The following is a 23,008-nucleotide window of genomic DNA, read 5'->3' as shown; positions in this document are numbered from 1 at the left end:
ACCGAACTGGAGGAGACACATGGCGCAAGCCACGCAGACCGGCGAACCGGCACGCAGACAGGACTACTCGGCTTTCGAGGGCACCCGCCCGGTCAACGAGCGGCAACGCTTCGACAACGACGCGCTCGCCGCGTGGCTGGCCGGACATGTCGACGGATTCGAGGGGCCGCTCACGCTCGAGCAATTCGCGGGCGGACAATCCAATCCCACGTTCAAGCTGATCACGCCGTCGCGCGCGTACGTGATGCGCGCGAAGCCCGGGCCCGCGGCGAAGCTGCTGCCGTCCGCGCATGCGATCGAACGCGAATATCGCGTGATGCACGCGCTCGCCGACACCGACGTGCCGGTCGCACGCATGCTCGCGCTGTGCGAGGACGAAAGCGTGATCGGTCGCGCGTTCTACGTGATGGAGTTCGTGGAAGGTCGCGTGCTGTGGGATCAATCGCTGCCCGGCATGACGCCCACCGAGCGCGCGGCGATCTACGACGAAATGAATCGCGTGATCGCGGCGTTGCACAGTGTCGACGCCGCCACCGCCGGCCTCGCCGACTACGGTAAGCCAGGCAATTACTTCGCGCGCCAGATCGGCCGCTGGAGCAAGCAGTATCTGGCGTCCGAGACCGAGCCGATCGACGCGATGCACCGGCTGATCGAATGGCTGCCGCAGCATATGCCGGCGGAGACGAACGAGCGCGTGTCGGTCGTGCATGGCGACTACCGGCTCGACAATCTGATTTTCGATCGCAACGAGCCGCGCGTGCTCGCGGTGCTCGACTGGGAACTGTCGACGCTCGGCGATCCGCTCGCCGACTTTGCTTACCACTGCATGGCGTGGCATGTCGACCCGACGCAGTTCCGCGGCATCGCGGGACTCGATTGGGTCGCGCTCGGCATTCCCGATGAAGCGCGGTACGTCGAGCGCTATTGCCAACGCACCGGTTTCGAGATTCGTGGCGACTGGAATTTCTATCTGGCCTACAACATGTTCCGCATCGCAGCGATCCTGCAAGGGATCATGAAGCGCGTCGTCGACGGTACCGCATCGAACGCGCAGGCGCTCGACGCCGGCCGGCGCGCGAAGCCGATGGCCGAACTCGCCTGGCACTATGCGCAGAAGGTTCTCTAGACACAAGGGCGCGCCCTGCTCCCCATCATTCGCAGTCCGTTACCCGCGAGGTCCAAGATGAATTTCGATTACACCCCGAAGGTCCAGGCGTTGCGCGAAAAACTGCTCGCCTTTTTCGACGAGCACATTTACCCGAACGAACAGGCGTTCTATGCGGAGATCGCGCGCAACCGCCAGAACGGCAACGCATGGGTGCCGACCGAACTGGTCGAGCAACTCAAGCAGAAGGCGCGCGACGCCGGTCTGTGGAATCTGTTCCTGCCGCAATCGGAGCGCGGCGCGGGCCTGACGAATCTCGAATACGCGCCGCTGTGCGAGATCATGGGCCGCGTGCCGTGGGCGCCGGAAGTGTTCAACTGCAACGCGCCGGACACCGGCAACATGGAGACGATCGAGCGCTACGGCAGCGAAGAGAACAAGCGCGAGTGGCTCGAACCGCTGCTGCAAGGACAGATCCGTTCGGCGTTTCTGATGACGGAGCCGGAGGTCGCGTCGTCGGATGCGACGAACATCCAGACCAGCATCGTGCGCGATGGCGACCATTACGTGATCAACGGTCACAAGTGGTGGTCGTCGGGCGCGGGCGATCCGCGCTGCAAGGTCTATATCGTGATGGGCAAGACCGATCCCGACGCGCCGCGCCATCAGCAGCAGTCGATGATCCTCGTGCCCGCCGACGCCACCGGCATCACCGTGCATCGCCCGCTCACGGTGTTCGGCTACGACGACGCGCCGCACGGCCACATGGAGATCACACTCGACAACGTGCGCGTGCCCGCTACCAGCATGCTGCTCGGCGAAGGCCGCGGCTTCGAGATCGCGCAAGGCCGTCTCGGCCCGGGACGCATCCACCACTGCATGCGCCTGATCGGTCTCGCCGAACGTGCGCTCGAATTGATGGCGAAGCGCTCGCTGCAACGTGTCGCGTTCGGCAAGCCGGTGGCGTCGCAAGGGGTCACGCAGGAGCGTCTCGCCGAGGCGCGCTGCATGATCGAGCAGGCGCGTCTGCTCACGCTGAAGACGGCGTACATGATGGATACCGTCGGCAACAAGGGCGCGCGCGGCGAGATCGCGATGATCAAGGTGGTCGCGCCGAACATGGCGTGTCAGGTGATCGACTGGGCGATTCAGGCGCATGGCGGCGGCGGCGTCAGCGACGATTTTCCGCTCGCGTATGCCTATGCGTCGGCGCGCACGCTGCGTTTCGCCGACGGCCCCGACGAAGTGCATCGCAACGCGATCGCCAAGCTCGAACTTGCGCGTCATATGGATGCGGGCTCGGCGGCTCGCGTTGAGATGCCGGTCACACGCGTTTGAGTGCTTCGGCTCGGTGTGAGCGTGGGGACTGAGCCCGCGGCAAGCAGCGTCGCGCGATCTATGCTCTAATTTTCGGCAACGGCGGCGCCCTCTTTGCGGCGCCGCTTCGACGAACAAAGGAGCCAGGATGATCGACGTCTATAGCTGGGCGACCCCGAACGGCCACAAGATTCATATCATGCTCGAGGAAACGGGCCTACCCTACAACGTGCATGCCGTGAACATCGGTGCCGGCGACCAGTTCAAGCCGGAATTTCTCGCCATCAGTCCCAACAACAAGATTCCCGCGATCGTCGATTCCGAAGGTCCGAAAGGCGCCGACGGCCGGCCTTTCGCGCTATTCGAATCGGGCGCGATCCTGATTTATCTGGCCGAGAAAACCGGCAAGTTTCTACCGAGCGATCCGGCCGCGCGCTACGCGGCACTGCAATGGCTGATGTTCCAGATGGGCGGCCTCGGTCCGATGCTGGGGCAAACGCATCACTTCCGCGTGTATGCACCCGAGCAGATCGAATACGCGGTCAATCGCTACACCAATGAGGCGCGACGTCTGTACGGCGTGATGGACACGCAACTCGGCAAGACGCGTTACCTGGCCGGCAACGACTATACGATCGCGGACATCGCCGCGTTTCCGTGGACCCGTTCGTGGAAAAATCAGGGCATCGAGCTCGATACCTTGCCGAACGTGAAGCGCTGGCATGAAGAGATCGCTGCGCGGCCGGCGGTGGTGCGCGGCGTCGACGTGCTGGCGTCGGCGCGCGCGCCGCTAATGGACGACAAGGCGAAAGAGATCCTGTTTGGCGCGACGCAGTACGCGAAACACTAGTTTCGGCCGTCTCGCTGACGCGGCTCGACACAAACAGAAAGCGCGAGCGGCATGCCTGCCGGCTCGCGCTTTTTCATTTCGTCTGCGAAGGGAAAACGCTAGAAGTAATGCCGCGTGATGAACTCCGCGACGCACACCGGTCGTTCGCTGCCCTGACGCTCCAGCGTCACGTTCCACGCGAGTTGCACACCGCTGTTGTCGACGTCGGTCACCGACTCGACAGCGAACTTCCCGCGCAGCGACGACCCCACGAGTACCGGCGACATGAAACGCACGCGGTTCAAGCCATAGTTGACGCCCATGCGCTGCTCGATCTTCACCGTTTTGCCGAGCAAAGCCGGAATCAGCGACAGCGTCAAAAACCCATGCGCGACCGGGCCGCCAAACGGCGATTCGCGTTTGGCCCGCTCGGGATCGATGTGAATCCACTGATGATCGCCGGTTGCCTCGGCGAAACGGTTGACCCTCTCCTGATCGACGCTCAGCCATTGGCTGACGAGCGGCTCGGCGCCGATGAGCGCGCGCAAAGCACCCGCATTGTCGAAAGCGACTAGCGTCGCCGCGCTCGCCGTCATGCCGCCGCTCCCGGATTGCGCAGGCCGAACATGCCGTTCGAGCGCACGGTGATCACCGTTTCGCCGTGCTGATTGATGCCCTCCCAGCGTGTCGACACAATGCCGCGATCCGGCTTGCTCTGCGACACGCGCTTGTCGACGATGACGTTCATCATCGTGATCGTGTCGCCGACTCGTACCGGCTTGAGCCAGCGGATCTCGTCGATCCCGGGCGAACCCATCGATGTCGAATCCGCCAGTACCTTGCGCACGAGCATGCCCATCATTACCGAGCAGGTGTGCCAACCACTCGCGACGAGGCCGCGGAACGGCGATTCGGCCGCGGCGGCTTCGTCGAGATGAAACGGCTGCGGATCGAACTTCTGCGCGAACTCGACAATCTCCTCGCGCGTGAACATGTGCTTGCCGATTTCGCGGCTCGAGCCCACTTCCATGTCTTCGAAACTGATTTTCATCGTGCACCTCCTTTGTCCGGTGGAACGGCCCGATCAGTCTTCGGCGACCGCAAATCCGGGCAGCGTGGCAAACCGCGCGAGATGATGATCGACGTCGCCAAGCGTGGTCTCGATGATCGCGAGGCGCTTGAACAGATGCGCGGCCGCCACTTCGTTCGTGACACCCATGCCGCCGTGCAACTGCACCGCCTGTTGACCCACGAAACGCGCGGCCTGGCCGACCCGAACTTTTGCCGCGGAGATCGCTCGACGGCGCTCGTTCGCGTCTTCACTCGCGTAGCGCATCGCAGCCAGATACGTGATCGAGCGCGCCTGCTCCGCGTGGATCAGCATCTCGACCATGCGATGCTGCAACGCCTGGAAACGCGCGATCGGCTGGCCGAACTGCTGGCGCGTTTTGGTGTACTCGACGGTGGCGTGATTGAGCGCGTCGAGCGCGCCGAGCGCTTCCGCGCACAGCAGCAGCGTGCCGTAGTCGGCGATCTGCTCGAGGGTTGCCGCCCCCGCGTGTTTGCCGGCGAGCCGGCGCGCGGGCGTGCCATTGAATTCGAGCGTCGCCGCGCGTTGACCGTCGATCGTGCGGTACTCGGTGAGCGTGACGCCGGCCGCGTCACGCGCGACGACAAAGAGTGCGATTTCGCCATCGAGGCGCGCCGGCACGATCCAGTGGTCCGCCTGCGCGCCGTGCAGCACGACCGATTTGGTGCCGCTCAGCGTGTGCTGCGCACCCTGCCCGCTCGCGGTCGTCGCGACTTCGAACAGATCGTAGCGCGCATGCGGCTCGTGAAACGCCACGGCCAGCCTCGCTTCGCCCTGGGCCGCCCGTTCGAGCAGCGCGGCATCTTCGCCGTCGCCGGTGCCGGTGCCGGCAAGGCGCAGCGCTTCGATGCCGACCGCGGTCGCCCAAAACGGCTCGACGACGAGCGCGCGACCGAGTTCCTGCATGACCACGAGCATGTCGATCGGACCACCGTTGAAGCCGCCCTGCGTTTCGGGCACCGGCAACGCGGTCAGCCCCAGTTCGGTGAACGCGGCCCAGTGCACAGCCGATACGCCCGCCTCCGAGCGCACGATCTGCTGGCGCGCTTCGAAGCCGTAGCTCCTGTCGAGATAGCGGCGCAGCGCATCGGCAAATTGCTGTTGTTCGTCGTTGAAAGTGAAGTCCATGCGCCGCTCCTCAAAGTCCGAGAATCATCTGCGCGATGATGTTCTTTTGAATTTCGTTCGAGCCGCCGTAAATCGACGTCTTGCGGAAGTTGAAGTAGTACGCGGCAAGCGGCGCGGCATCGTCGTCGCCGGCAAGACTGTGCTCGCGTTCGCCTTCGAGGAACGGCACGTCGAACGGCGCGGCCAGCGGGCCGATTGCTTCGAACATCAGCTCGGTGAGCCCCTGTTGCACTTCCGTGCCCTTGATCTTCAGCATCGACGCTTCCGGGCCCGGGCCGCGACCGCCCGCCTCGTTGGCTACCACCCGTTGCACGGTGACTTCCAGCGCCATCAACTCGATTTCGAGACTCGCTACCTTCGCCGCAAACACCGGATCGTGCAGCAGCGGCTTGCCGTTCTTTTTCTGATTCAGCGCGACACGCTTCAGAAACGCCAGCTCACGCTTCGACGCTCCGACTCGCGCAATGCCGGTACGCTCGTGGCCGAGCAGATATTTCGCATACGTCCAGCCGCGATTTTCTTCGCCGACGAGATTGTCGACCGGCACTTTGACGTCCTCGAAGAACACCTCGTTGACTTCGTGATCTTCGTCGAGCGTGATGATGGGCCGCACCGTGATGCCCGGGGTTTTCATATCGATCAGCAGGAACGAGATGCCCTCCTGCTTTTTGGCGCCGCTGTCGGTGCGCACGAGGCAGAACATCATGTCGGCGTGCTGGCCGAGCGTGGTCCAGGTCTTCTGGCCGTTGACCACGTAATGATCACCGACGCGCTCCGCGCGGGTGCGCAGCGACGCAAGGTCGGAACCCGATCCCGGTTCCGAGTAGCCCTGACACCACCAGTCCGTGCCGTCGAGAATACGCGGCAGATAGTGGCGCTTCTGCGCCTCGTTACCGTACTTCATCAGCACCGGCGCAACCATCGACACACCGAAAGGCAGCACGGAAGGTGCGCCGATACGCGCGCACTCTTCTTCCCAGATATGTCGTTGCGTCGCGTCCCAGCCGGGGCCGCCGTATTCGCGCGGCCACGCGACTGCCGACCAGCCTCGCGTGCCGAGCAGCCTGTGCCAGCTTGCGAAGTCTTCGCGGGAAAGCCGTTTGTGATTGAGAACCTTGTCGCTCAGCTCGCGAGGCAGATTCGCTTCGAGCCAGGCGCGGATGTCGGCGCGGAACGCGTCTTCAGCGGGGGAATAGTCCAGATTCATGCGTAGTGTCTCCTGGCCGCCGCCACCCGGCCGCCTGGAGCCACCGCGCTATTGCAGTGGTTCCTTCAGCGCAGCTGGGACCGGCAGCGGCATCACTTCGATGCCTTCCTCGACCAAGGCACGCGCATCCTCCGGTGTCGTGACACCGCGAATACTGCGCACAGGCGCTTCGTTGTAGTGAATGCGTCGTGCTTCCTCGGCGAAGCGGTCGCCCACGTTCTCCGTCTTCTCCAGTACCTCGCGCAGCGCGCGCATCATGTGCGCCTGCATTTGCTCCACGCCCGCCGGCACCTTGGAGTCGGTCGCGCCCGACAGATTCAGACGCGGTGCCGAAGGCAAACGGCTCACCTCGTTCGCACCGCAGATCGGACATTCGACGAGCTTGCGGGACTGCTGCGACTCGAAGTCATCGGTCGAAGCGAACCAGCCTTCAAACCGATGGCCATGCGGACACTGTAAATCGAGGACCTTCATATGGAATCAGGGCTTGCGTGCCAGTTTAGCGCAAAATGGAAATTTGTGAACGATCGTTCGCAAAGCTTTAGAGCCGACGCGCAAGCGTCAGCAGCCGCAAGGGAATATGACGCGGGTGGGCGATTTTAACGCTTTACGGCAGGTGCTGCCGAAGGCGGCCCGGCTCGTAAGCGGTGCCACATCTGCTCCGCTCTACGGCCCGCTTGCGGCGCACTGCTACGCCACGAGATTGCTCAGTTGACGGCTCACACGCGGTTCAATCTGACGGGCCTCCTTCGTCAGATTGATCTGCTTCGCGAGTTTTGCGACATCCGCCACACCGACCTCAATCTCGTACCCGCCGCGCGCGGTCAGCCATTCGAGCACATCCGCCAGATGCCACACCGACGCACTGCCTTCGTGGACCGGCGACGGGAAGTCGATTGCGTTGTTCAGCATCAGCTTGCGCATGTTTTGCCGCGACACGCCGGCCACCTCGGCCACGTCGGTCAGCCCTACGAAGTCAGGTCCCGCCTCGATCAACTGCGCGGACGGCACCGCACCTTTCACGTCCTTGAGCGCGCTGGTGACAGCCGCGAGCGCGCTCGCGCCTTCACGGGTGAAAAGCAGCCCGAGGCGGCCGGGTTGCCCGACGCCAATCGTGGCGTCGTCGCACCCCGCTTCGCCCAACCGCTCGACGATTGCGTCTGCATCGCATTCTTCCGCGGCGAGGCGGTATTTCAACGTGAACACATATTCCATACGTTACTCCTGTCTTCGTTGAGCCCAGGTTGTTGCGATTCCTGCTCGATACCTGCTTGATACCTGCTTGATACCTGCTTGATACCTGCATGATACCTACGAACCCACTAGCGCCGTGCCGTGCAGTTGCCGACGATGCGCCGCAAGTGCCTGGCGTGACTGCCGGCATTCTTCGGCGTACTCCAGACGCTCGATATACAGAACTCCCCGCAACGACATTCGGCGTCTCTGTACGGGCAATGGATTTTTCCCCACGCATGACCTCTTCCGCCGTCCTGAACGCGCCAGCCGTGCTGCTCCGCGTATGCCAATGCGGCCTCGATCTCTTTCTTCATGTGCCTTGCTCGAACCATCGAGACCTCCAATTTAGTCGCTCCAGCACAGGTTGTCAATTGACAACCTGTGCTGGAGCAGAAATGAGAGCACTGCGATCTTTAACTTCAGTCATCCAAAACAAAATCGACGACGAATTCGGTGATCGAGATGTTCATATTAGCCGGCAGCCGGCGCCACGACGAGCCAGCCAGATGGCATAGGAGACGGCTTATTTTTCGAGCCAGAAAGAAACCGCGAAGCCAATGAAAAGCCCCTGCCGGTCATCGACCAACAGGGGCTCCGTTCACCTGCAACGCGGATCAGCTATCGGGCAGACCCGAACTTATACCGTTTCGGGCGCCTCGGTCGGCCACGTACCCGACAGCACTTTCTCGAGCCAGAAGGTACCGATGATCGTCTTCACATCGGTGATCTTGCCCGTGCGCACCCACTCGGATACCTGCTCCACGGTCGCGGTGAAAAGTTCGAGAAACTCGCCTTCATCGAGATTGCGCTCGCCCGCGGTCAAGCCCCGCGCGAGATAGATATCAATGAATTCGGTCGAGTAAGAAATGATCGGGTGAATCCGAGTCAGGTACACGTACTCGCGCGCGGTATAGCCGGTTTCCTCGCGCAGTTCCCGGACCGCGCAGGCCAGCGCGCCCTCGTTCGGGTCGAGCTTGCCGGCCGGATATTCGACCATCACCTTGCCCATCGGATAGCGATACTGACTTTCGAGCAGCACGCGAGCGTCGTCGAACAAGGGGATCACCATGACGGCGCCCGGATGCTGAACGTATTCGCGCGTTGCCTGTTTGCCGTCGGGCAGTCGGACCGTATCGTACTTGACCGTCATGAACGGTCCTTGATGGACCGTCTTGCTGTCGATACAAGTCTCGGTTAGCGCGGCGTCGTGATTGGGAAGCTCAGCCATGTGCGGACCTCAGAACAGCCAGGCGCGCGCGACGGCGGGACGCCGTCAGCGGCGTTTGACGAGATATTGGAAGGTAAAGCCGGGGAAAGCGAACACGACGAACAGCGCGAACGTGATCGCGTAGAACTGCCAGCCCTGCTCGAAGCGATTTCCCGCGCGCGCTTCGAGCAAAAAGCCCAGCGCGCCGACCACGAAATACAGCACGATCAATTCGGCAATCCGGAGCCAGGCGCTTTTCTTCGCCGCTTTCAACGGCACCGCGGCGAAGAGGCGCTGATTCAGGAACGGCAGGTTGGCGCCGACCAGCGCCAACAGCACGATAAACCAGCCCGCAGCGGACATCAGAGCAGCAGCGTGTGCTGGATCGCCTGCAGGCAGGCGCGCAACAGCGGATCCGGCACGATACCGAGCACCAGCACGGCGACGCCGTTCAACGCGAGCAACGCGCGCGTGCTCGTGTCCGCCACGATCGGCGACTTGTCTTGCGGCTCGTCGAAGTACATCAGCTTGACGATACGCAGGTAGTAGAACGCGCCGAACAGCGACGTGATCACGGCGAGCACGGTGAGCCAGGTCAGGCCGGCGTTCATCGTCGCTTGCAGCACGGCGAGCTTCGCATAGAAGCCGACTGCCGGCGGAATACCCGCGAGCGAGAACATCATGATCATCATCACGAACGCGAATACCGCGCTGCGCTGATTGAGGCCCTTGAAGTCCTCCAGCGTGTCCGCTTCGAAGTCGCGGCGCGCGAGCAGCATGATGACGCCGAACGTGCCGAGCGTCGTGATCAGGTAGACGATGCTGTAGAACATCGCCGAGCCGTACGCGTTCGCGGCGCCCGTGGTCTTCTGGTCGACCACGCCGGCGAGCAGGCCGAGCAGCACGAAGCCCATGTTCGAGATCGCCGAATACGCGAGCATCCGCTTGACGTTGCGCTGCACGATCCCGGTGATGTTGCCGACGATCAGCGACAGCGCCGCCAGAATCACCAGCATCTGCTGCCATTCGACCGCCAGCGGCAGCAGGCCCATTACGAGGAAACGCAGACCCCACGCGAACGCCGCGACCTTCGGGCCGCCGCCGACGATGAGCGTCATCGCCGTCGGTGCGCCCTGGTACACGTCAGGCACCCACATATGGAACGGCACCGCACCCATCTTGAACGCCACGCCCGCCACGATGAAGATGACGCCGAACAGCAGCACGGTCGGATCGTAGTGGCTCGTGCTGATCGCCTTGAACACTTCGTTCAGGTCGAGCGAGCCGGTCGCGCCATACAGCATCGAAACACCGTACAGCAGGAAGCCGGAAGCCAGCGCGCCGAGCACGTAGTACTTCATCGCCGCTTCGTTCGACGACGCCACTTCGCGACGCAGCGCGATCACCGCGTACAGCGACAGCGACATCAGTTCCAGACCGAGATACAGCGTCAGGAAGTTATTGCCCGAGATCATCACGATCTGGCCGAGCAGCGAGAACATGCCGAGCAGGAAGAAGTCGCCGCGGAACAGGCTACGGTCTTCGAGGTAGCGACGCGAATAAACGATCGTCACCGCATAGCCGAGCGACACCACTGCCTTCATCACATTGGCGAACGGATCGACCACGTACATGTGATCGAAGAAGTAATGCACTTGAGGGTCGAACGCATTGATCGCGAACCAGATCCCGGCGACGAGCGTCGAGTAGAACGCGATGAAATACGTCGTACGGCGACCCTCCTGGCCGACGAACGTGTCGTTGAGCCACGCGATGACAATGGCGAACATCACCAGTGCGTCGGGCAACAGAGCAGTCATAGGGGCGTTTTGCATGGTCTTAAATTCCTCCGCTCGTCGTTACTGAGGCAACGGCAGCTTCGATTGGGCAACGTGGGAGAGGAGGTTTTCCACGGATACGTGCATCACATCGGTAAAGGGCTTCGGGTACAGGCCCATGAACAACGTCAGTGCGGCGAGCACAGCCAGCATGAAAAATTCGCGACGGTCGATGTCGAGCAGGTTCTTCACGTGGTCGTTCGCGACCGCGCCGAAGTACACGCGCTTGTACATCCACAGCGTGTAGGCCGCGCCGAGAATCAGCGTGACCGCCGCGCCACTCGCGATCCAGAAGTTGTACTGGACGGAGGCCAGAATCACCATGAATTCGCCGACGAAACCGGAAGTGCCCGGCAAGCCGCAATTCGCCATCGCGAACAGCATCACGAACGCCGCGAACTTCGGCATCACGTTGACGACGCCGCCGTAATCGGCGATCTGACGCGAGTGCATGCGGTCGTACAGTACGCCGATGCACAGGAACATCGCGCCCGACACGAAACCGTGCGAGATCATCTGCACGATCGCGCCTTCCGCGCCGAGCTGATTGAAGATAAAGAAGCCGAGCGTGACAAAGCCCATGTGCGCGATCGACGAATACGCGACCAGTTTCTTCATGTCGGCCTGCACCATCGCGACGAGACCGATGTAGATCACCGCGATCAGCGACAGCGTGATGACGACCGGTGCGAGGAAATGGCTCGCATCAGGCGTGATCGGCAGCGAGAAGCGCAGGAAACCGTACGCACCTAGCTTCAGCATGATCGCGGCCAGCACGACCGAGCCGCCGGTCGGCGCTTCCACGTGCGCGTCCGGCAACCACGTGTGCACCGGCCACATCGGCACCTTCACCGCGAAGGCCAGGAAAAACGCGATAAACAGTAGCACCTGCGGCGTCATCGCGATCTGCGCGTGCTGCCACGTGGCGATGTCGAACGAGCCGGTCTGGTTGTACAGATAGATCAGAGCAACCAGCATCAGCAGCGAGCCCGCCAGCGTGTACAGGAAGAACTTGAATGCCGCGTACACGCGGTTCGCCCCGCCCCACACGCCGATGATGATGTACATCGGGATCAGCGTCGCTTCGAAGAACACGTAGAACAACAGGCCGTCGGCCGCGCTGAACACGCCGACCATGATGCCCGACAGGATCAGGAAGGCCGCGAGGTACTGGCCGACGTTCTTCGTGATCACTTCCCACGCCGCGATCACGACGATCACCGTGATCAACGCGGTCAACGCAACGAACCACATCGAAATGCCGTCCACGCCGAGGTGATACGTGATGTGGAAGCGCTCGATCCAGTTCGCCTGCTCGACGAACTGCAGCTCGGCGGTGCTCGAATCGAAGCTGGTGATCAGTGGCAGCGTGACGAGGAAGCTCAGAACCGAGCCGATCAGCGAAATCCAGCGCGCGGGGGCGGGGTTCTCGTCGTTGCCGATCGCGAGGACCAGCAGACCGAAGAAGATCGGCAACCAGATCGCGATGCTCAGAATCGGATAAGCGTGCATGGGTGTCCCTCGCCTTATTTGCCGCCGAGCGTTACGAACAGGGTCAGGAGCCCCAGCATGCCGATGATCATGGCGAACGCGTAGTGGTAGATGTAGCCGGATTGGAGGAAGCGGATCACGCTCGCGAACCAGCCGATAAAGCGTGCGCTGCCGTTGACGATGCCGTCGATCACGACCACGTCGCCTTCCTTCCACAGACCCCGGCCAATGGCCACCGCGCCCCGCGCAAACACGACTTCGTTGATCTTGTCCATGTAGTACTTGTTATCGAGCAACGTGTAGATCGGGCCGAATGCGCGCTTGATGACAGCGGGCAGATCCGGACGGACCAGATACAGGAACCATGCGACCACCACGCCTGCGAGCGCGAGCCAAACAGGCAGGCCCGACACCGAGTGCAGACCCATCGACGCCCAGCCCTGGAATTCTTCGGTCATCTCATGCAGCGCCGGATGGTTCTCGCTGATGTAGATCACCTTGTCGAACGCGACGCCGTGCTGGAAGAAGTCGCCGAACAACATCGGACCGACGCCGATCGCGCCGATCACGATCGACGGAATCGCCAGCAGCACGAGCGGCACCCACACGACCCACGGCGTTTCGTGCGGCTCGTGAGCGTGGTCGTCGTGACCATGACCATGGTCGTCATGCCCATGCGACTCGGCCTCCGCGCCCATCGGCGATTCCGGGTGCTTCGGATTGCGGAAGCGCTCCTCACCGTGGAACACCATGAAATACATACGGAACGAATACAACGCGGTCACGAACACGCTTGCGACCACCGCGAAATACGCGAAACCCGAGCCCGGCAGATGCGACAGTTTCACCGCGTCGATGATCGAGTCTTTCGAGTAGAAACCCGAGAAGAACGGCGTGCCGATCAGCGCGAGCGAACCGATCAGCGACGTGATCCACGTAATCGGCATGTACTTGCGCAGGCCGCCCATGTTGCGCATGTCCTGATCGTGATGCATGCCGATGATCACCGAACCCGCGCCGAGGAACAGCAGCGCCTTGAAGAACGCGTGCGTCATCAGGTGAAACACGGCGACCGAATATGCCGACGCGCCGAGCGCGACCGTCATGTAACCGAGCTGCGACAGCGTGGAATAAGCGACCACACGCTTGATGTCGTTCTGGACGATCCCGAGGAAACCCATGAACAGCGCGGTAATCGCACCGATGACCATGACGAACGACAGCGCCGTATCCGACAGTTCGAAGAGCGGCGACATGCGCGTGACCATGAAGATACCGGCCGTCACCATGGTCGCCGCGTGAATCAGCGCGGAGATCGGCGTCGGGCCTTCCATCGAGTCCGGCAGCCACACGTGCAGCGGGAACTGAGCCGACTTACCCATCGCGCCGATGAACAGGCAGATGCAAGCCACCGTCAGCAGGCCCCAGTCGGTACCCGGGAAGTTCAGCGCCGCGAGTTCGGTACGCTTCGCGAAGACTTCGCCGTAGTTCATCGAGCCGGCGAACGCGAACAGCAAACCGATGCCGAGCAGGAAACCGAAGTCGCCGACGCGGTTCACGATAAACGCCTTCATGTTCGCGTAGATCGCACTCTCACGCTTGAAGTAGAAGCCGATCAGCAGGTACGACATGAGACCCACCGCTTCCCAGCCGAAGAACAGCTGCAGGAAGTTGTTGCTCATCACGAGCATCAGCATCGAGAACGTGAACAGCGAGATGTACGAGAAGAAGCGCTGGTAGCCGTCGTCGTCGGCCATGTAGCCGATCGTGTAGATATGCACCATCAGCGACACGAAGTTCACCACGCAGATCATCATCGCGGTCAGCGAGTCGACCAGGAAACCGACTTCGAGCTGGGTCTTGCCGATTGACATCCATTGATAAATGGTCGCGTTGAAGCTCGCGCCGTCCATCACCTGGAAAAAGACCATGACCGACAGGATGAACGAAATCGCGACGCCGAGGATCGTGACCGAATGCGCACCCGCCCGCCCTATTGCCTTGCCGAACAGCCCCGCAATCAGGGAACCAGCGAGCGGTGCCAGCGGAATTGCCAACAGCAGGTTTTCATTGAGTATCGTGGACATAACCGCTTTTCCTGAAATTAACCTTTGAGCTGATCGAGATCCTCGACATTGATCGTGTCGAGACTACGGAACAGGGTCACCAGAATTGCGAGACCGATCGCCGCTTCGGCTGCCGCAACCGTCAGCACGAAGAAGACGAAAATCTGGCCATGCACGTCGCCCAGGTAGTGCGAGAACGCGATGAAATTGGTGTTCACCGCGAGCAGCATCAGTTCGATCGCCATCAGGATGATGATGACGTTGCGGCGGTTCAGGAAAATGCCGACGATGCTGATCGCAAACAGGATCGCGCCGAGGACAAGGTAATGGGCAAGGGTCAACATGATTTCTATCTCCTGTCCGCTCAGCTGTTCTTGGCCGGCGCCGAGTCGGCTGCTGCTGCAGCTGCCGCGGCAGCCGCGGCAGCCGCCTGTTCCGCAGCGAGGGTCGCCGCGGTTTTCTCTGACGGCATCTTCACAACGCGCACGCGGTCCTGCACGCGCACCTTGACCTGTGCGCTGACGTTCTGACGCTTGCTGTCTTTCTTGTGGCTCGTGGTCAGCGCGATCGCCGCGATGATGGCAACCAGCAGGATCAGGCCGGCAATTTCGAACGCGAAGATGTAGTCGGTATAGATGACCTTGCCGATCAGGCGCGTGTTCGACCAGTCGCCCATGCCAGCGGCAGCCGCGGCCGTGTCGTGCAGCGCCGTGGTGGTCGCGCCGTAGCCGTGCCACAGGATCAGCGCGGTTTCGATCACGATGATCGCGCCCACCGCCGAGGCCATCGGCACGAAGCGTTTGAAGTCCTTGCGCAGCACGTCGAGATTGACGTCCAGCATCATCACGACGAACAGGAACAGCACCATCACCGCGCCGACGTAGACCAGCACCAGCAGGATCGCGAGGAACTCCGCCTCCAGCAGCATCCAGATCGCCGCTGCGTTGAAGAACGCCAGCACGAGAAACAGTGCGGACGACACCGGGTTGCGCGAGGTGATCACCTTCAGCCCTGAAACCACCAGGAGCAGCGCGAAGATGTAGAACAGTACGGTCGTGAATTCCATGATTACCGGTTCATCGTTAGGCCATCGTCAGGCATTGTTCTTTGGCACCCGTGGCTGGCAAAAGCGGACGAAACCGCCAGAACCGCCACACAGGTGCGCCGTGCCGCGGCGTTCAGGCCGCGGCGGTCGGCCCGACAGCAGGCCGTGTTACTGCTTTTAGTGCCGCATTTGCTGCAAGCGGGAAAACGCTTCAACGATATGGTGCGTCGGCTGCCTTGTTGGCGGCGATTTCTGCTTCGTAACGATCGCCAACGGCCAGCAGCATTTCCTTCGTGAAGTAAAGGTCGCCGCGCTTCTCGCCGTGATACTCGAGAATGTGCGTCTCGACGATCGAATCGACCGGGCAGCTTTCTTCGCAGAAACCGCAGAAGATGCACTTGGTCAGGTCGATGTCGTAGCGCGTCGTGCGGCGCGTGTTGTCCGCGCGCGTTTCCGATTCGATTGTGATCGCGAGCGCCGGGCACACTGCTTCGCACAGCTTGCACGCGATGCAGCGCTCTTCGCCGTTTTCATAGCGTCGCAGCGCATGCAGACCGCGGAAACGCGGCGAGATCGGGGTCTTCTCTTCCGGGAACTGCACGGTGATCTTGCGCTGGAACGCGTAGCGTCCGGTCAGCGCGAGGCCTTTCAGGAGTTCCGTGAGGAAGAAAGTCTTGAAGAAGTTTTGGATTGCGGTCATAGGTTCGTCCGCCCTTTATTTCCAGATGTTCAACGGCGACATGATCCAGAAGCCGACCACCACGAGCCACACCACGCAGACCGGAATGAAAATCTTCCAGCCGAGACGCATGATCTGGTCATAGCGGTAGCGCGGGAACGTGGCACGCGCCCAGATGAACACCGACAACAGGAAGAAAACCTTGGCGACGAGCCAGACGATGCCCGGGATGAACGACAGGAACCCGAACGGGGCGCTCCAGCCGCCGAGGAACAGTGTTGCAGCCAATGCCGAGATCACGATCATGTTGATGTACTCGGCGAGGAAGAACAGCGCGAACGCCATACCCGAGTAATCGATCATGTGGCCCGCGACGATTTCCGATTCGCCCTCCACCACGTCGAACGGGTGGCGGTTCGTTTCGGCGATGCCCGAGATGAAGTACACGACGAACATCGGCAGCAGCGGCAGCCAGTTCCAGGACAGGAAGTTCAGGCCGTGCGAGGCGAAGAAGCCCTGTTCCTGCGAGCCGACGATGCCCGACAGGTTCAGCGTGCCGGCCGTCATCAGCACGACCACCAGCGCGAAGCCCATCGAGATTTCGTACGAGACCATCTGCGCGGCGGCGCGCATCGCGCCGAGGAACGCGTACTTCGAGTTCGACGCCCAGCCGGCCAGAATCACGCCGTACACGCCGATCGACGAGATCGCCATCGCGTATAGCAGACCCGCGTTGATGTCACCGAGCACCGCGCCCGCCTGGAAAGGAATCACCGCCCAGACCGCGAAGGCCGGCACCACCACCATGATCGGCGCGATCACGTAGATCCAGCGGCTTGCCTGAGCGGGCTGGATCACTTCCTTCAGCAGCAGTTTCAGCACGTCGGCGATCGGCTGCAAGAGCCCGGCGGGACCGACGCGGTTCGGACCGAGACGCACATGCATCCAGCCGATCAGCTTGCGCTCCCACAGGATCAGATAAGCGACGCACAGCAGGATCGCGACGGCCACCACCAGGATGCGCACGAGCGCCCACACCGTGGGCCATGCCACACCGAGAAGTTGGGCGCCGCCCGAGTTGATCGTATCGAACAAGCTCATTTACGCCTTCTCCACCACCAGTTCACCGAACAGGCTGCCCAGCGCTGCACCGGCAGGCGTAGCCGCCGATACGCGGACGACCGTCTCCGCAAGATTCGCATCGCGCACGGCCGGCAACTGCACCGCTTGCTCGCCCTGACGAACGCGCACCGCGTCGCCCTCTTTCAAACCCAGTTTGTCGAACAGCGCAGCGGGCAGGCCGACCGAATTCGCCGTACGGGCCGCCGCGGTCAGATGCAGCGACTCCGCGCGACGCACGAGCGCATCGGCATGATAGATCGGCACGTTCGCGAGACGTTCGAACTTGCCTTCCGCCGCCTTCGCGGCCTGGCCGCGCGTCACCGCGACGCTGGTGCGGTTCGATAGACGCGACTTCAGCTCGCCGTCGCCGAGCGCGGCCGCACGCACTTCTTCGACCGTGTCGTATTCGAAGCCCGGCGCGCCGAGCAGGCTGCCCAGCACGCGCAACACCTTCCAGGCCGGACGCGTGTCGCCGAGCGGACGCACGACGCCGTTGAACGCCTGCACCGTGCCTTCGGCATTGACGAACGTACCGCCCGATTCGGTGAATGGCGCGATCGGCAGCAGCACGTCGGCATAGTCGGCGCCGGTCTGGAACGGCGACATCACGACGACCATCTCGGCCTGCTTCAGCGCGGCAAGCGCCTGCGCCGGGTTGGCGGTATCGAATTCCGGCTCGAGATTCAGCAGCAGATAGCCCTTGCGCGGCTGCTCGAACACTTCACGCGCGCTCAGGCCGCCTTCGCCCGGCAGCGCATTCACGAGGTGCGCCCCGACCGTGTTGGCCGCTTCGGTAAGGAAACCGAGCGTTGCGCCGGTTACTTCGGCAATCCATTGCGCCGCGGCGTGGATCGCCGCGAAGTCCGGATGACGAACCGCTTCGTTACCGAGCAGCACGACGCGATGCTCGCCGGTGGTCAGCGATTTCGCGATCTGCTTGTGCGCGTCCGTCGGCTGTGTGCCGGCGAATGCTTCCGGCAATGCGACGCCCTTCGCTTCGCCCACCGCACCGGCGATGCCTGCCAACACCTCGAGCCATGCCGACGGCGCCGCGACCACGCGTTGCGCCTGAGGGATCATCGCGTCGTCGTTGGTGGCCTGGAGCAGTGTAAGTGCCGAACCGCCTCGTGCGACCTGGCGCAAACGCGCGGCGAACAGCGGATGGTCACGGCGCAGATCCGAACCGATCACGAGCGCCGCATCGACGTTCGACAGATCGGCGATCGTGCTGCCGAGCCACGGCGCGCCGGTAACGGGCGCCGAGAAATCAGACTGACGCAGACGGAAGTCGACGTTCGGCGTGCCGACCGCTTGAGCGATCTGCTTCAACAGGAACAGTTCTTCGACGGTGCTGTGCGCGCTCGACAGTGCGGCAAGCGCGTTCGCGCCGTGGTCACTCTTGATGCCCTTCAGACCCTTGACCACGTATTCGAGCGCGGTCTGCCAGTCGGTTTCGACCCACTGGCCGCCTTGCTTGAGCATCGGTTTGGTCAGACGCTCGGGGCTGTTCAGGCCTTCGTACGAGAAGCGGTCCTTGTCCGAGATCCAGCACTCGTTGATCGCCTCGTTTTCGAACGGCAGAACGCGCATCACGCGATTGTTCTTCACCTGCACGATGAGGTTCGCACCGACGGAATCGTGCGGGCTCACCGACTTGCGGCGTGACAGCTCCCACGTACGGGCGCTGTAGCGGAACGGCTTGCTCGTGAGCGCGCCGACCGGGCACAGGTCGATCATGTTGCCCGACAGTTCGGAGTCGACCGTCTTGCCGACGAACGATGTGATTTCCGCATGCTCGCCGCGGCCCAGCATGCCGAGTTCCATCACCCCGGCGATTTCCTGGCCGAAGCGAACGCAACGCGTGCAGTGAATGCAGCGCGACATCTCTTCCATCGAGATCAGCGGACCCACGTTCTTGTGGAACACCACGCGCTTTTCTTCGCTATAGCGTGACGACGACTTGCCGTAACCAACGGCCAGATCCTGCAACTGGCATTCGCCACCCTGATCGCAGATCGGGCAGTCGAGCGGATGGTTGATCAGCAGGAATTCCATCACGGCTTGCTGGCCCTTCACCGCCTTGTCCGACCTGGTGCGCACGATCATGCCGGCCGACACCGGCGTCGCGCACGCGGGCACGGCCTTCGGCATCTTCTCGACATCGACCAGACACATCCGGCAATTGGCCGCAATCGACAGCTTCTTGTGATAGCAGAAGTGAGGAATGTAGGTGTCGACCTTATGCGCAGCCTGGATCACCATGCTGCCTTCAGGCACCTCGACTTTCTTGCCGTCTATTTCCAGTTCAACCATGATGGTCAATCTTCCTTAACCTGTTACCGCTCAATCGTTCGCGTGTTCATCGCCCGCTTCGGGCGATGAATCCTGCGGTTGAGGTGTTCGTCTGGTAGTTATCCGTCAGCCAAACCTGTCGGCCCGACTCAGGCAGCCACGGTTTCGGGCGCCGCCGCCATGCCGGCATGACCGCCGACGAGGCAATGCTTGTGGGCGACGTGATATTCGAATTCGTCCCAGTAGTGCTTGAGCATGCCCCGGACCGGCATCGCGGCCGCGTCGCCGAGCGCGCAGATCGTGCGGCCCATGATGTTTTCCGCGACGGAGTTCAGCAGATCCAGATCTTCCTGGCGGCCGAGACCATGCTCGATACGATGCACGACGCGATACAGCCAGCCCGTGCCTTCACGGCAAGGCGTGCATTGACCGCACGACTCTTCGTAATAGAAGTACGACAGGCGCAGCAGCGAGCGCACCATGCAGCGCGTCTCGTCCATCACGATCACTGCGCCCGAGCCGAGCATCGAGCCGGCCTTCGCGATCGAGTCGTAATCCATGTCGGTCTGCATCATCATCTCGCCCGGTATCACCGGCGCCGACGAACCACCAGGAATCACAGCCTTGATCTTCTTGCCGCCGCGCATGCCGCCGGCGAGTTCCATCAGCGTCGCGAACGGCGTGCCGAGCGGAATTTCGTAATTGCCCGGACGCTCGACGTCGCCCGACACCGAGAAAATCTTCGTGCCGCCGTTGTTCGGCTTGCCGATTTCAAGGTAATTCTGCGGGCCGATGGCGAGCAGGAACGGCACCGCCGCGAACGTTTCGGTGTTGTTGATCGTGGTCGGCTTGCCGTACACGCCAAAGCTCGCCGGGAACGGCGGCTTGAAGCGCGGCTGCCCCTTCTTGCCCTCGATCGATTCGAGCAGCGCGGTTTCTTCGCCACAGATGTACGCGCCGTAACCGTGATGCGCATGCAGCTCAAACGAAAAGCCAGAGCCCATGATGTTGTCGCCGAGGAACCCGGCGCGGCGAGCTTCTTCCAACGCTTCTTCGAAGCGCTTATAGACTTCCCAGATTTCGCCGTGAATATAGTTGTAGCCGACCGTGATGCCCATCGCGTACGCGCCGATCGCCATACCTTCGATCAGCGAATGCGGATTGAAGCGCAGAATGTCGCGGTCCTTGAACGTACCCGGCTCGCCCTCGTCCGAATTACAGACGAGGTACTTCTGGCCCGGGAACTGACGCGGCATGAAGCTCCACTTCAGACCGGTCGGGAAGCCCGCGCCGCCGCGGCCGCGCAGACCCGACGCCTTGACGTCGGCGATCACCTGCTCGGGCGCGATCTTTTCTTCCAGGATACGGCGCAGCTGGGCGTAACCGCCGCGCGCCACATAGTCTTCGAGATGCCAGTTGTCGCCGTTCAGGCCGGCGAGAATCAGCGGTTTGATGTGACGATCGTGTAAAGACGTCATTTCGAAAGTTCCTCGAGCAGCTGGTCGATCTTCTCGCGGCTCATGAAGCTGCACATGCGATGGTTGTTCACCAGCATCACCGGCGCGTCGCCGCACGAACCCATGCACTCACCTTCTTTCAGGGAGAATTTGCCGTCGGGCGTGGTTTCGCCGAAGTCGATGCCGAGCTTCTGCTTCAGGTATTCAGCGGCGCTTTCGGAACCGCCGTCCGGGCCGAGCTGGCACGGCAGGTTCGTACAGAGCGTGATCTTGAACTTGCCGACCGGCGAGGTCTCATACATCGTGTAGAAGGTCGCTACCTCCTGCACGGCGATTGCCGGCATGCCGAGATAATCCGCGACGAACTGCATGAGTTCGGGCGACAGCCAGCCATGCTCCGTTTGAGCAATGGCCAACGCCGACATCACGGCGGACTGTTTCTGATCCGCGGGGTACTTTGCGACCGCACGATCGATTTCTTTCAGGCCTTCAGCTGAGATCATTTTCAGACACGACTCTTTCAATTCCTACCGAACGAAAACCTGTCGCTCACGTCATACTGCGACAGACCCGGCGTTCCTTTGCTTGACCCGCGTGGCGGTGCGACGACCGCAGACGCGCGTCGATGAATACGTCCTAGCGATCCACTTCGCCGAACACGATGTCCTGCGTGCCGATGATCGTCACGGCGTCGGCGATCATGTGGCCGCGCGCCATTTCGTCGAGCGCGGACAGGTGCGCATAGCCCGGGGCGCGGATCTTCAAACGATACGGCTTGTTGGCGCCGTCCGAGATCAGATAGATGCCGAACTCTCCCTTCGGATGTTCGACCGCGGCATACGCCTCGCCTTCGGGCACATGGAAGCCTTCGGTGAACAGCTTGAAGTGGTGGATCAGATCTTCCATGTTCGACTTCATGCCGACGCGCGACGGCGGCGCAACCTTGTGATTGTCCGTCATTACCGGGCCCGGATTTTTGCGCAGCCACTCAATGCACTGTTTCGCGATACGCGTGGACTGGCGCATTTCTTCGACGCGCACCAGATAGCGGTCATAGCAGTCGCCATTCACGCCGACCGGAATGTCGAAGTCGAGCTTGTCATAAACCTCATACGGCTGCTTCTTGCGCAGATCCCACTCGATCCCCGAGCCACGCAGCATCGCGCCGGTCATGCCGAGCTGCAGCGCGCGCTCCGGGCTGACCACGCCGATACCAACCAGACGCTGCTTCCAGATCCGGTTGTCGGTGAGCAGCGTTTCGTATTCGTCGACGCACTTCGGGAAGCGCGTAAAGAAGTCGTCGATGAAGTCGAGCAGCGAACCCTGACGGTTTTCGTTCATCTTCGACAACGCCTTCGCATTGCGAATCTTCGACGCCTTGTATTGCGGCATTGCGTCAGGCAGATCGCGATAGACGCCGCCCGGGCGATAGTAGGCCGCGTGCATGCGCGCGCCCGACACCGCCTCGTACACGTCCATCAGGTCTTCGCGCTCGCGGAACGCATACAGGAACACCGCCATCGCACCGACGTCGAGCGCGTGCGAGCCAATCCACATCAGGTGATTCAACACGCGCGTGACTTCGTCGAACAGCACACGAATGTATTGCGCGCGCAGCGGCACGTCGATGCCGAGCAGCTTTTCAATGGCGAGCACGTAGCCGTGCTCGTTGGCCATCATCGACACGTAGTCGAGACGGTCCATGTACGGCACCGACTGGATGAACGTCTTGCTTTCGGCGAGCTTTTCAGTCGCGCGATGCAGCAGACCGATGTGCGGATCGGCGCGTTGGATCACTTCGCCGTCGAGTTCGAGCACGAGACGCAACACACCGTGCGCTGCCGGGTGCTGCGGACCAAAGTTGAGCGTGTAGTTCTTGATCTCTGCCATGACGTTCTC

At 62.0% G+C, this 23,008-nt stretch carries 23 protein-coding genes; 3 read left to right on the top strand and 20 right to left on the bottom strand.

Annotation, left to right across the window (positions count from 1 at the left end):
* Positions 1-19 precede the first annotated feature (19 nt).
* The 3 genes from OKW26_RS39085 to OKW26_RS39075 all read left to right on the top strand — a co-directional run bounded on the left by OKW26_RS39085 (position 20) and on the right by OKW26_RS39075 (position 3,272).
* The gene (locus OKW26_RS39085) at positions 20-1,126 is read left to right on the top strand and encodes a phosphotransferase (RefSeq protein WP_429356889.1); all 1,107 of its coding nucleotides are present in this window, start codon (positions 20-22) and stop codon (positions 1,124-1,126) included.
* A 57-nt stretch (positions 1,127-1,183) separates the two neighbouring features.
* A complete protein-coding gene (locus tag OKW26_RS39080; protein ID WP_429356888.1) occupies positions 1,184-2,443 on the top strand; it encodes an acyl-CoA dehydrogenase family protein in 1,260 nt (419 codons plus the stop codon).
* Positions 2,444-2,570: 127 nt separating this feature from the next.
* The gene (locus OKW26_RS39075; protein ID WP_018420032.1) at positions 2,571-3,272 is read left to right on the top strand and encodes a glutathione binding-like protein; all 702 of its coding nucleotides are present in this window, start codon (positions 2,571-2,573) and stop codon (positions 3,270-3,272) included.
* A 98-nt stretch (positions 3,273-3,370) separates the two neighbouring features.
* Here the strand turns inward: OKW26_RS39075 and OKW26_RS39070 are convergent, their stop codons facing one another.
* From OKW26_RS39070 to OKW26_RS38975, 20 genes are all read right to left on the bottom strand, one after another.
* Positions 3,371-3,847 carry a MaoC family dehydratase gene (locus OKW26_RS39070; RefSeq protein WP_429356887.1) on the bottom strand — a complete coding sequence of 159 codons (477 nt, stop codon included), beginning with the start codon at positions 3,845-3,847 and terminating at the stop codon, positions 3,371-3,373.
* Positions 3,844-4,302: a MaoC family dehydratase gene (locus OKW26_RS39065; protein WP_090803790.1), complete on the bottom strand. Its 459-nt coding sequence runs from the start codon at positions 4,300-4,302 to the stop codon at positions 3,844-3,846. Before OKW26_RS39065 ends, OKW26_RS39070 begins: the two co-directional genes overlap by 4 nt.
* A 33-nt stretch (positions 4,303-4,335) precedes the next feature.
* On the bottom strand, positions 4,336-5,469 hold the full coding sequence (locus OKW26_RS39060; RefSeq protein ID WP_429356886.1) for an acyl-CoA dehydrogenase family protein: 1,134 nt from the start codon (positions 5,467-5,469) through the stop codon (positions 4,336-4,338).
* Between the two features lie 10 nt (positions 5,470-5,479).
* Entirely contained in the window at positions 5,480-6,676 is a 1,197-nt protein-coding gene (locus OKW26_RS39055) for an acyl-CoA dehydrogenase family protein (protein ID WP_090803787.1), read from the bottom strand.
* 48 nt (positions 6,677-6,724) lie between these two features.
* Positions 6,725-7,150, bottom strand: a complete 426-nt coding sequence (locus tag OKW26_RS39050) for a DUF1178 family protein (RefSeq protein ID WP_090803785.1) — start codon at positions 7,148-7,150, stop codon at positions 6,725-6,727.
* Between the two features lie 216 nt (positions 7,151-7,366).
* Complete coding sequence (locus OKW26_RS39045; RefSeq protein ID WP_184059308.1) at positions 7,367-7,891, bottom strand: helix-turn-helix transcriptional regulator; 525 nt, start codon at positions 7,889-7,891, stop codon at positions 7,367-7,369.
* Positions 7,892-7,998: 107 nt separating this feature from the next.
* Positions 7,999-8,244 carry a hypothetical protein gene (locus OKW26_RS39040; protein ID WP_429357172.1) on the bottom strand — a complete coding sequence of 82 codons (246 nt, stop codon included), beginning with the start codon at positions 8,242-8,244 and terminating at the stop codon, positions 7,999-8,001.
* Positions 8,245-8,549: 305 nt separating this feature from the next.
* Positions 8,550-9,140 (bottom strand): NUDIX domain-containing protein, encoded by a 591-nt coding sequence (locus OKW26_RS39035; RefSeq protein ID WP_090803782.1) that lies wholly within the window; start codon positions 9,138-9,140, stop codon positions 8,550-8,552.
* Between the two features lie 45 nt (positions 9,141-9,185).
* A complete protein-coding gene (locus OKW26_RS39030) occupies positions 9,186-9,482 on the bottom strand; it encodes a DUF2818 family protein (RefSeq protein ID WP_018420024.1) in 297 nt (98 codons plus the stop codon).
* On the bottom strand, positions 9,482-10,954 hold the full coding sequence (gene nuoN / locus OKW26_RS39025) for an NADH-quinone oxidoreductase subunit NuoN (RefSeq protein ID WP_184028613.1): 1,473 nt from the start codon (positions 10,952-10,954) through the stop codon (positions 9,482-9,484). Before nuoN ends, OKW26_RS39030 begins: the two co-directional genes overlap by 1 nt.
* 24 nt (positions 10,955-10,978) lie before the next feature.
* Positions 10,979-12,469, bottom strand: a complete 1,491-nt coding sequence (locus OKW26_RS39020) for an NADH-quinone oxidoreductase subunit M (RefSeq protein ID WP_090803779.1) — start codon at positions 12,467-12,469, stop codon at positions 10,979-10,981.
* A gap of 14 nt (positions 12,470-12,483) precedes the next feature.
* A complete protein-coding gene (gene nuoL / locus OKW26_RS39015) occupies positions 12,484-14,535 on the bottom strand; it encodes an NADH-quinone oxidoreductase subunit L (protein ID WP_184059316.1) in 2,052 nt (683 codons plus the stop codon).
* Between the two features lie 17 nt (positions 14,536-14,552).
* Entirely contained in the window at positions 14,553-14,858 is a 306-nt protein-coding gene (gene nuoK, locus OKW26_RS39010; protein WP_187610965.1) for an NADH-quinone oxidoreductase subunit NuoK, read from the bottom strand.
* A 20-nt stretch (positions 14,859-14,878) separates the two neighbouring features.
* Complete coding sequence (locus OKW26_RS39005; protein ID WP_429356885.1) at positions 14,879-15,580, bottom strand: NADH-quinone oxidoreductase subunit J; 702 nt, start codon at positions 15,578-15,580, stop codon at positions 14,879-14,881.
* Positions 15,581-15,770: 190 nt separating this feature from the next.
* On the bottom strand, positions 15,771-16,259 hold the full coding sequence (gene nuoI / locus OKW26_RS39000; RefSeq protein WP_090803773.1) for an NADH-quinone oxidoreductase subunit NuoI: 489 nt from the start codon (positions 16,257-16,259) through the stop codon (positions 15,771-15,773).
* A gap of 15 nt (positions 16,260-16,274) precedes the next feature.
* The gene (gene nuoH, locus OKW26_RS38995; RefSeq protein WP_184059318.1) at positions 16,275-17,339 is read right to left on the bottom strand and encodes an NADH-quinone oxidoreductase subunit NuoH; all 1,065 of its coding nucleotides are present in this window, start codon (positions 17,337-17,339) and stop codon (positions 16,275-16,277) included.
* Positions 17,340-19,673: an NADH-quinone oxidoreductase subunit NuoG gene (gene nuoG / locus OKW26_RS38990; RefSeq protein ID WP_429356884.1), complete on the bottom strand. Its 2,334-nt coding sequence runs from the start codon at positions 19,671-19,673 to the stop codon at positions 17,340-17,342.
* Between the two features lie 128 nt (positions 19,674-19,801).
* Complete coding sequence (nuoF, locus tag OKW26_RS38985; protein ID WP_090803768.1) at positions 19,802-21,130, bottom strand: NADH-quinone oxidoreductase subunit NuoF; 1,329 nt, start codon at positions 21,128-21,130, stop codon at positions 19,802-19,804.
* Positions 21,127-21,612 (bottom strand): NADH-quinone oxidoreductase subunit NuoE, encoded by a 486-nt coding sequence (nuoE, locus tag OKW26_RS38980; RefSeq protein WP_090803767.1) that lies wholly within the window; start codon positions 21,610-21,612, stop codon positions 21,127-21,129. The genes nuoF and nuoE overlap by 4 nt, the downstream gene beginning before the upstream one ends.
* 133 nt (positions 21,613-21,745) lie before the next feature.
* On the bottom strand, positions 21,746-22,999 hold the full coding sequence (locus OKW26_RS38975; protein WP_090803765.1) for an NADH-quinone oxidoreductase subunit D: 1,254 nt from the start codon (positions 22,997-22,999) through the stop codon (positions 21,746-21,748).
* Positions 23,000-23,008 lie beyond the last annotated feature (9 nt).

Source organism: Paraburkholderia sp. 32 (assembly GCF_050435345.1).
GTDB lineage: Bacteria > Pseudomonadota > Gammaproteobacteria > Burkholderiales > Burkholderiaceae > Paraburkholderia > Paraburkholderia tuberum.
This window is presented reverse-complemented; position numbering and strand designations above follow the sequence as displayed.

What these genes read in the sequence shown, in the direction of transcription:
- OKW26_RS39085 (WP_429356889.1), top strand. Translation starts at nt 20, where the DNA reads ATGGCGCAAGCCACGCAGACCGGCGAACCGGCACGCAGACAGGACTAC.
- OKW26_RS39080 (WP_429356888.1), top strand. Translation starts at nt 1,184, where the DNA reads ATGAATTTCGATTACACCCCGAAGGTCCAGGCGTTGCGCGAAAAACTG.
- OKW26_RS39075 (WP_018420032.1), top strand. Translation starts at nt 2,571, where the DNA reads ATGATCGACGTCTATAGCTGGGCGACCCCGAACGGCCACAAGATTCAT.
- OKW26_RS39070 (WP_429356887.1), bottom strand. Translation starts at nt 3,847, where the DNA reads ATGACGGCGAGCGCGGCGACGCTAGTCGCTTTCGACAATGCGGGTGCT.
- OKW26_RS39065 (WP_090803790.1), bottom strand. Translation starts at nt 4,302, where the DNA reads ATGAAAATCAGTTTCGAAGACATGGAAGTGGGCTCGAGCCGCGAAATC.
- OKW26_RS39060 (WP_429356886.1), bottom strand. Translation starts at nt 5,469, where the DNA reads ATGGACTTCACTTTCAACGACGAACAACAGCAATTTGCCGATGCGCTG.
- OKW26_RS39055 (WP_090803787.1), bottom strand. Translation starts at nt 6,676, where the DNA reads ATGAATCTGGACTATTCCCCCGCTGAAGACGCGTTCCGCGCCGACATC.
- OKW26_RS39050 (WP_090803785.1), bottom strand. Translation starts at nt 7,150, where the DNA reads ATGAAGGTCCTCGATTTACAGTGTCCGCATGGCCATCGGTTTGAAGGC.
- OKW26_RS39045 (WP_184059308.1), bottom strand. Translation starts at nt 7,891, where the DNA reads ATGGAATATGTGTTCACGTTGAAATACCGCCTCGCCGCGGAAGAATGC.
- OKW26_RS39040 (WP_429357172.1), bottom strand. Translation starts at nt 8,244, where the DNA reads ATGGTTCGAGCAAGGCACATGAAGAAAGAGATCGAGGCCGCATTGGCA.
- OKW26_RS39035 (WP_090803782.1), bottom strand. Translation starts at nt 9,140, where the DNA reads ATGGCTGAGCTTCCCAATCACGACGCCGCGCTAACCGAGACTTGTATC.
- OKW26_RS39030 (WP_018420024.1), bottom strand. Translation starts at nt 9,482, where the DNA reads ATGTCCGCTGCGGGCTGGTTTATCGTGCTGTTGGCGCTGGTCGGCGCC.
- nuoN (WP_184028613.1), bottom strand. Translation starts at nt 10,954, where the DNA reads ATGCAAAACGCCCCTATGACTGCTCTGTTGCCCGACGCACTGGTGATG.
- OKW26_RS39020 (WP_090803779.1), bottom strand. Translation starts at nt 12,469, where the DNA reads ATGCACGCTTATCCGATTCTGAGCATCGCGATCTGGTTGCCGATCTTC.
- nuoL (WP_184059316.1), bottom strand. Translation starts at nt 14,535, where the DNA reads ATGTCCACGATACTCAATGAAAACCTGCTGTTGGCAATTCCGCTGGCA.
- nuoK (WP_187610965.1), bottom strand. Translation starts at nt 14,858, where the DNA reads ATGTTGACCCTTGCCCATTACCTTGTCCTCGGCGCGATCCTGTTTGCG.
- OKW26_RS39005 (WP_429356885.1), bottom strand. Translation starts at nt 15,580, where the DNA reads ATGGAATTCACGACCGTACTGTTCTACATCTTCGCGCTGCTCCTGGTG.
- nuoI (WP_090803773.1), bottom strand. Translation starts at nt 16,259, where the DNA reads ATGACCGCAATCCAAAACTTCTTCAAGACTTTCTTCCTCACGGAACTC.
- nuoH (WP_184059318.1), bottom strand. Translation starts at nt 17,339, where the DNA reads ATGAGCTTGTTCGATACGATCAACTCGGGCGGCGCCCAACTTCTCGGT.
- nuoG (WP_429356884.1), bottom strand. Translation starts at nt 19,673, where the DNA reads ATGGTTGAACTGGAAATAGACGGCAAGAAAGTCGAGGTGCCTGAAGGC.
- nuoF (WP_090803768.1), bottom strand. Translation starts at nt 21,130, where the DNA reads ATGACGTCTTTACACGATCGTCACATCAAACCGCTGATTCTCGCCGGC.
- nuoE (WP_090803767.1), bottom strand. Translation starts at nt 21,612, where the DNA reads ATGATCTCAGCTGAAGGCCTGAAAGAAATCGATCGTGCGGTCGCAAAG.
- OKW26_RS38975 (WP_090803765.1), bottom strand. Translation starts at nt 22,999, where the DNA reads ATGGCAGAGATCAAGAACTACACGCTCAACTTTGGTCCGCAGCACCCG.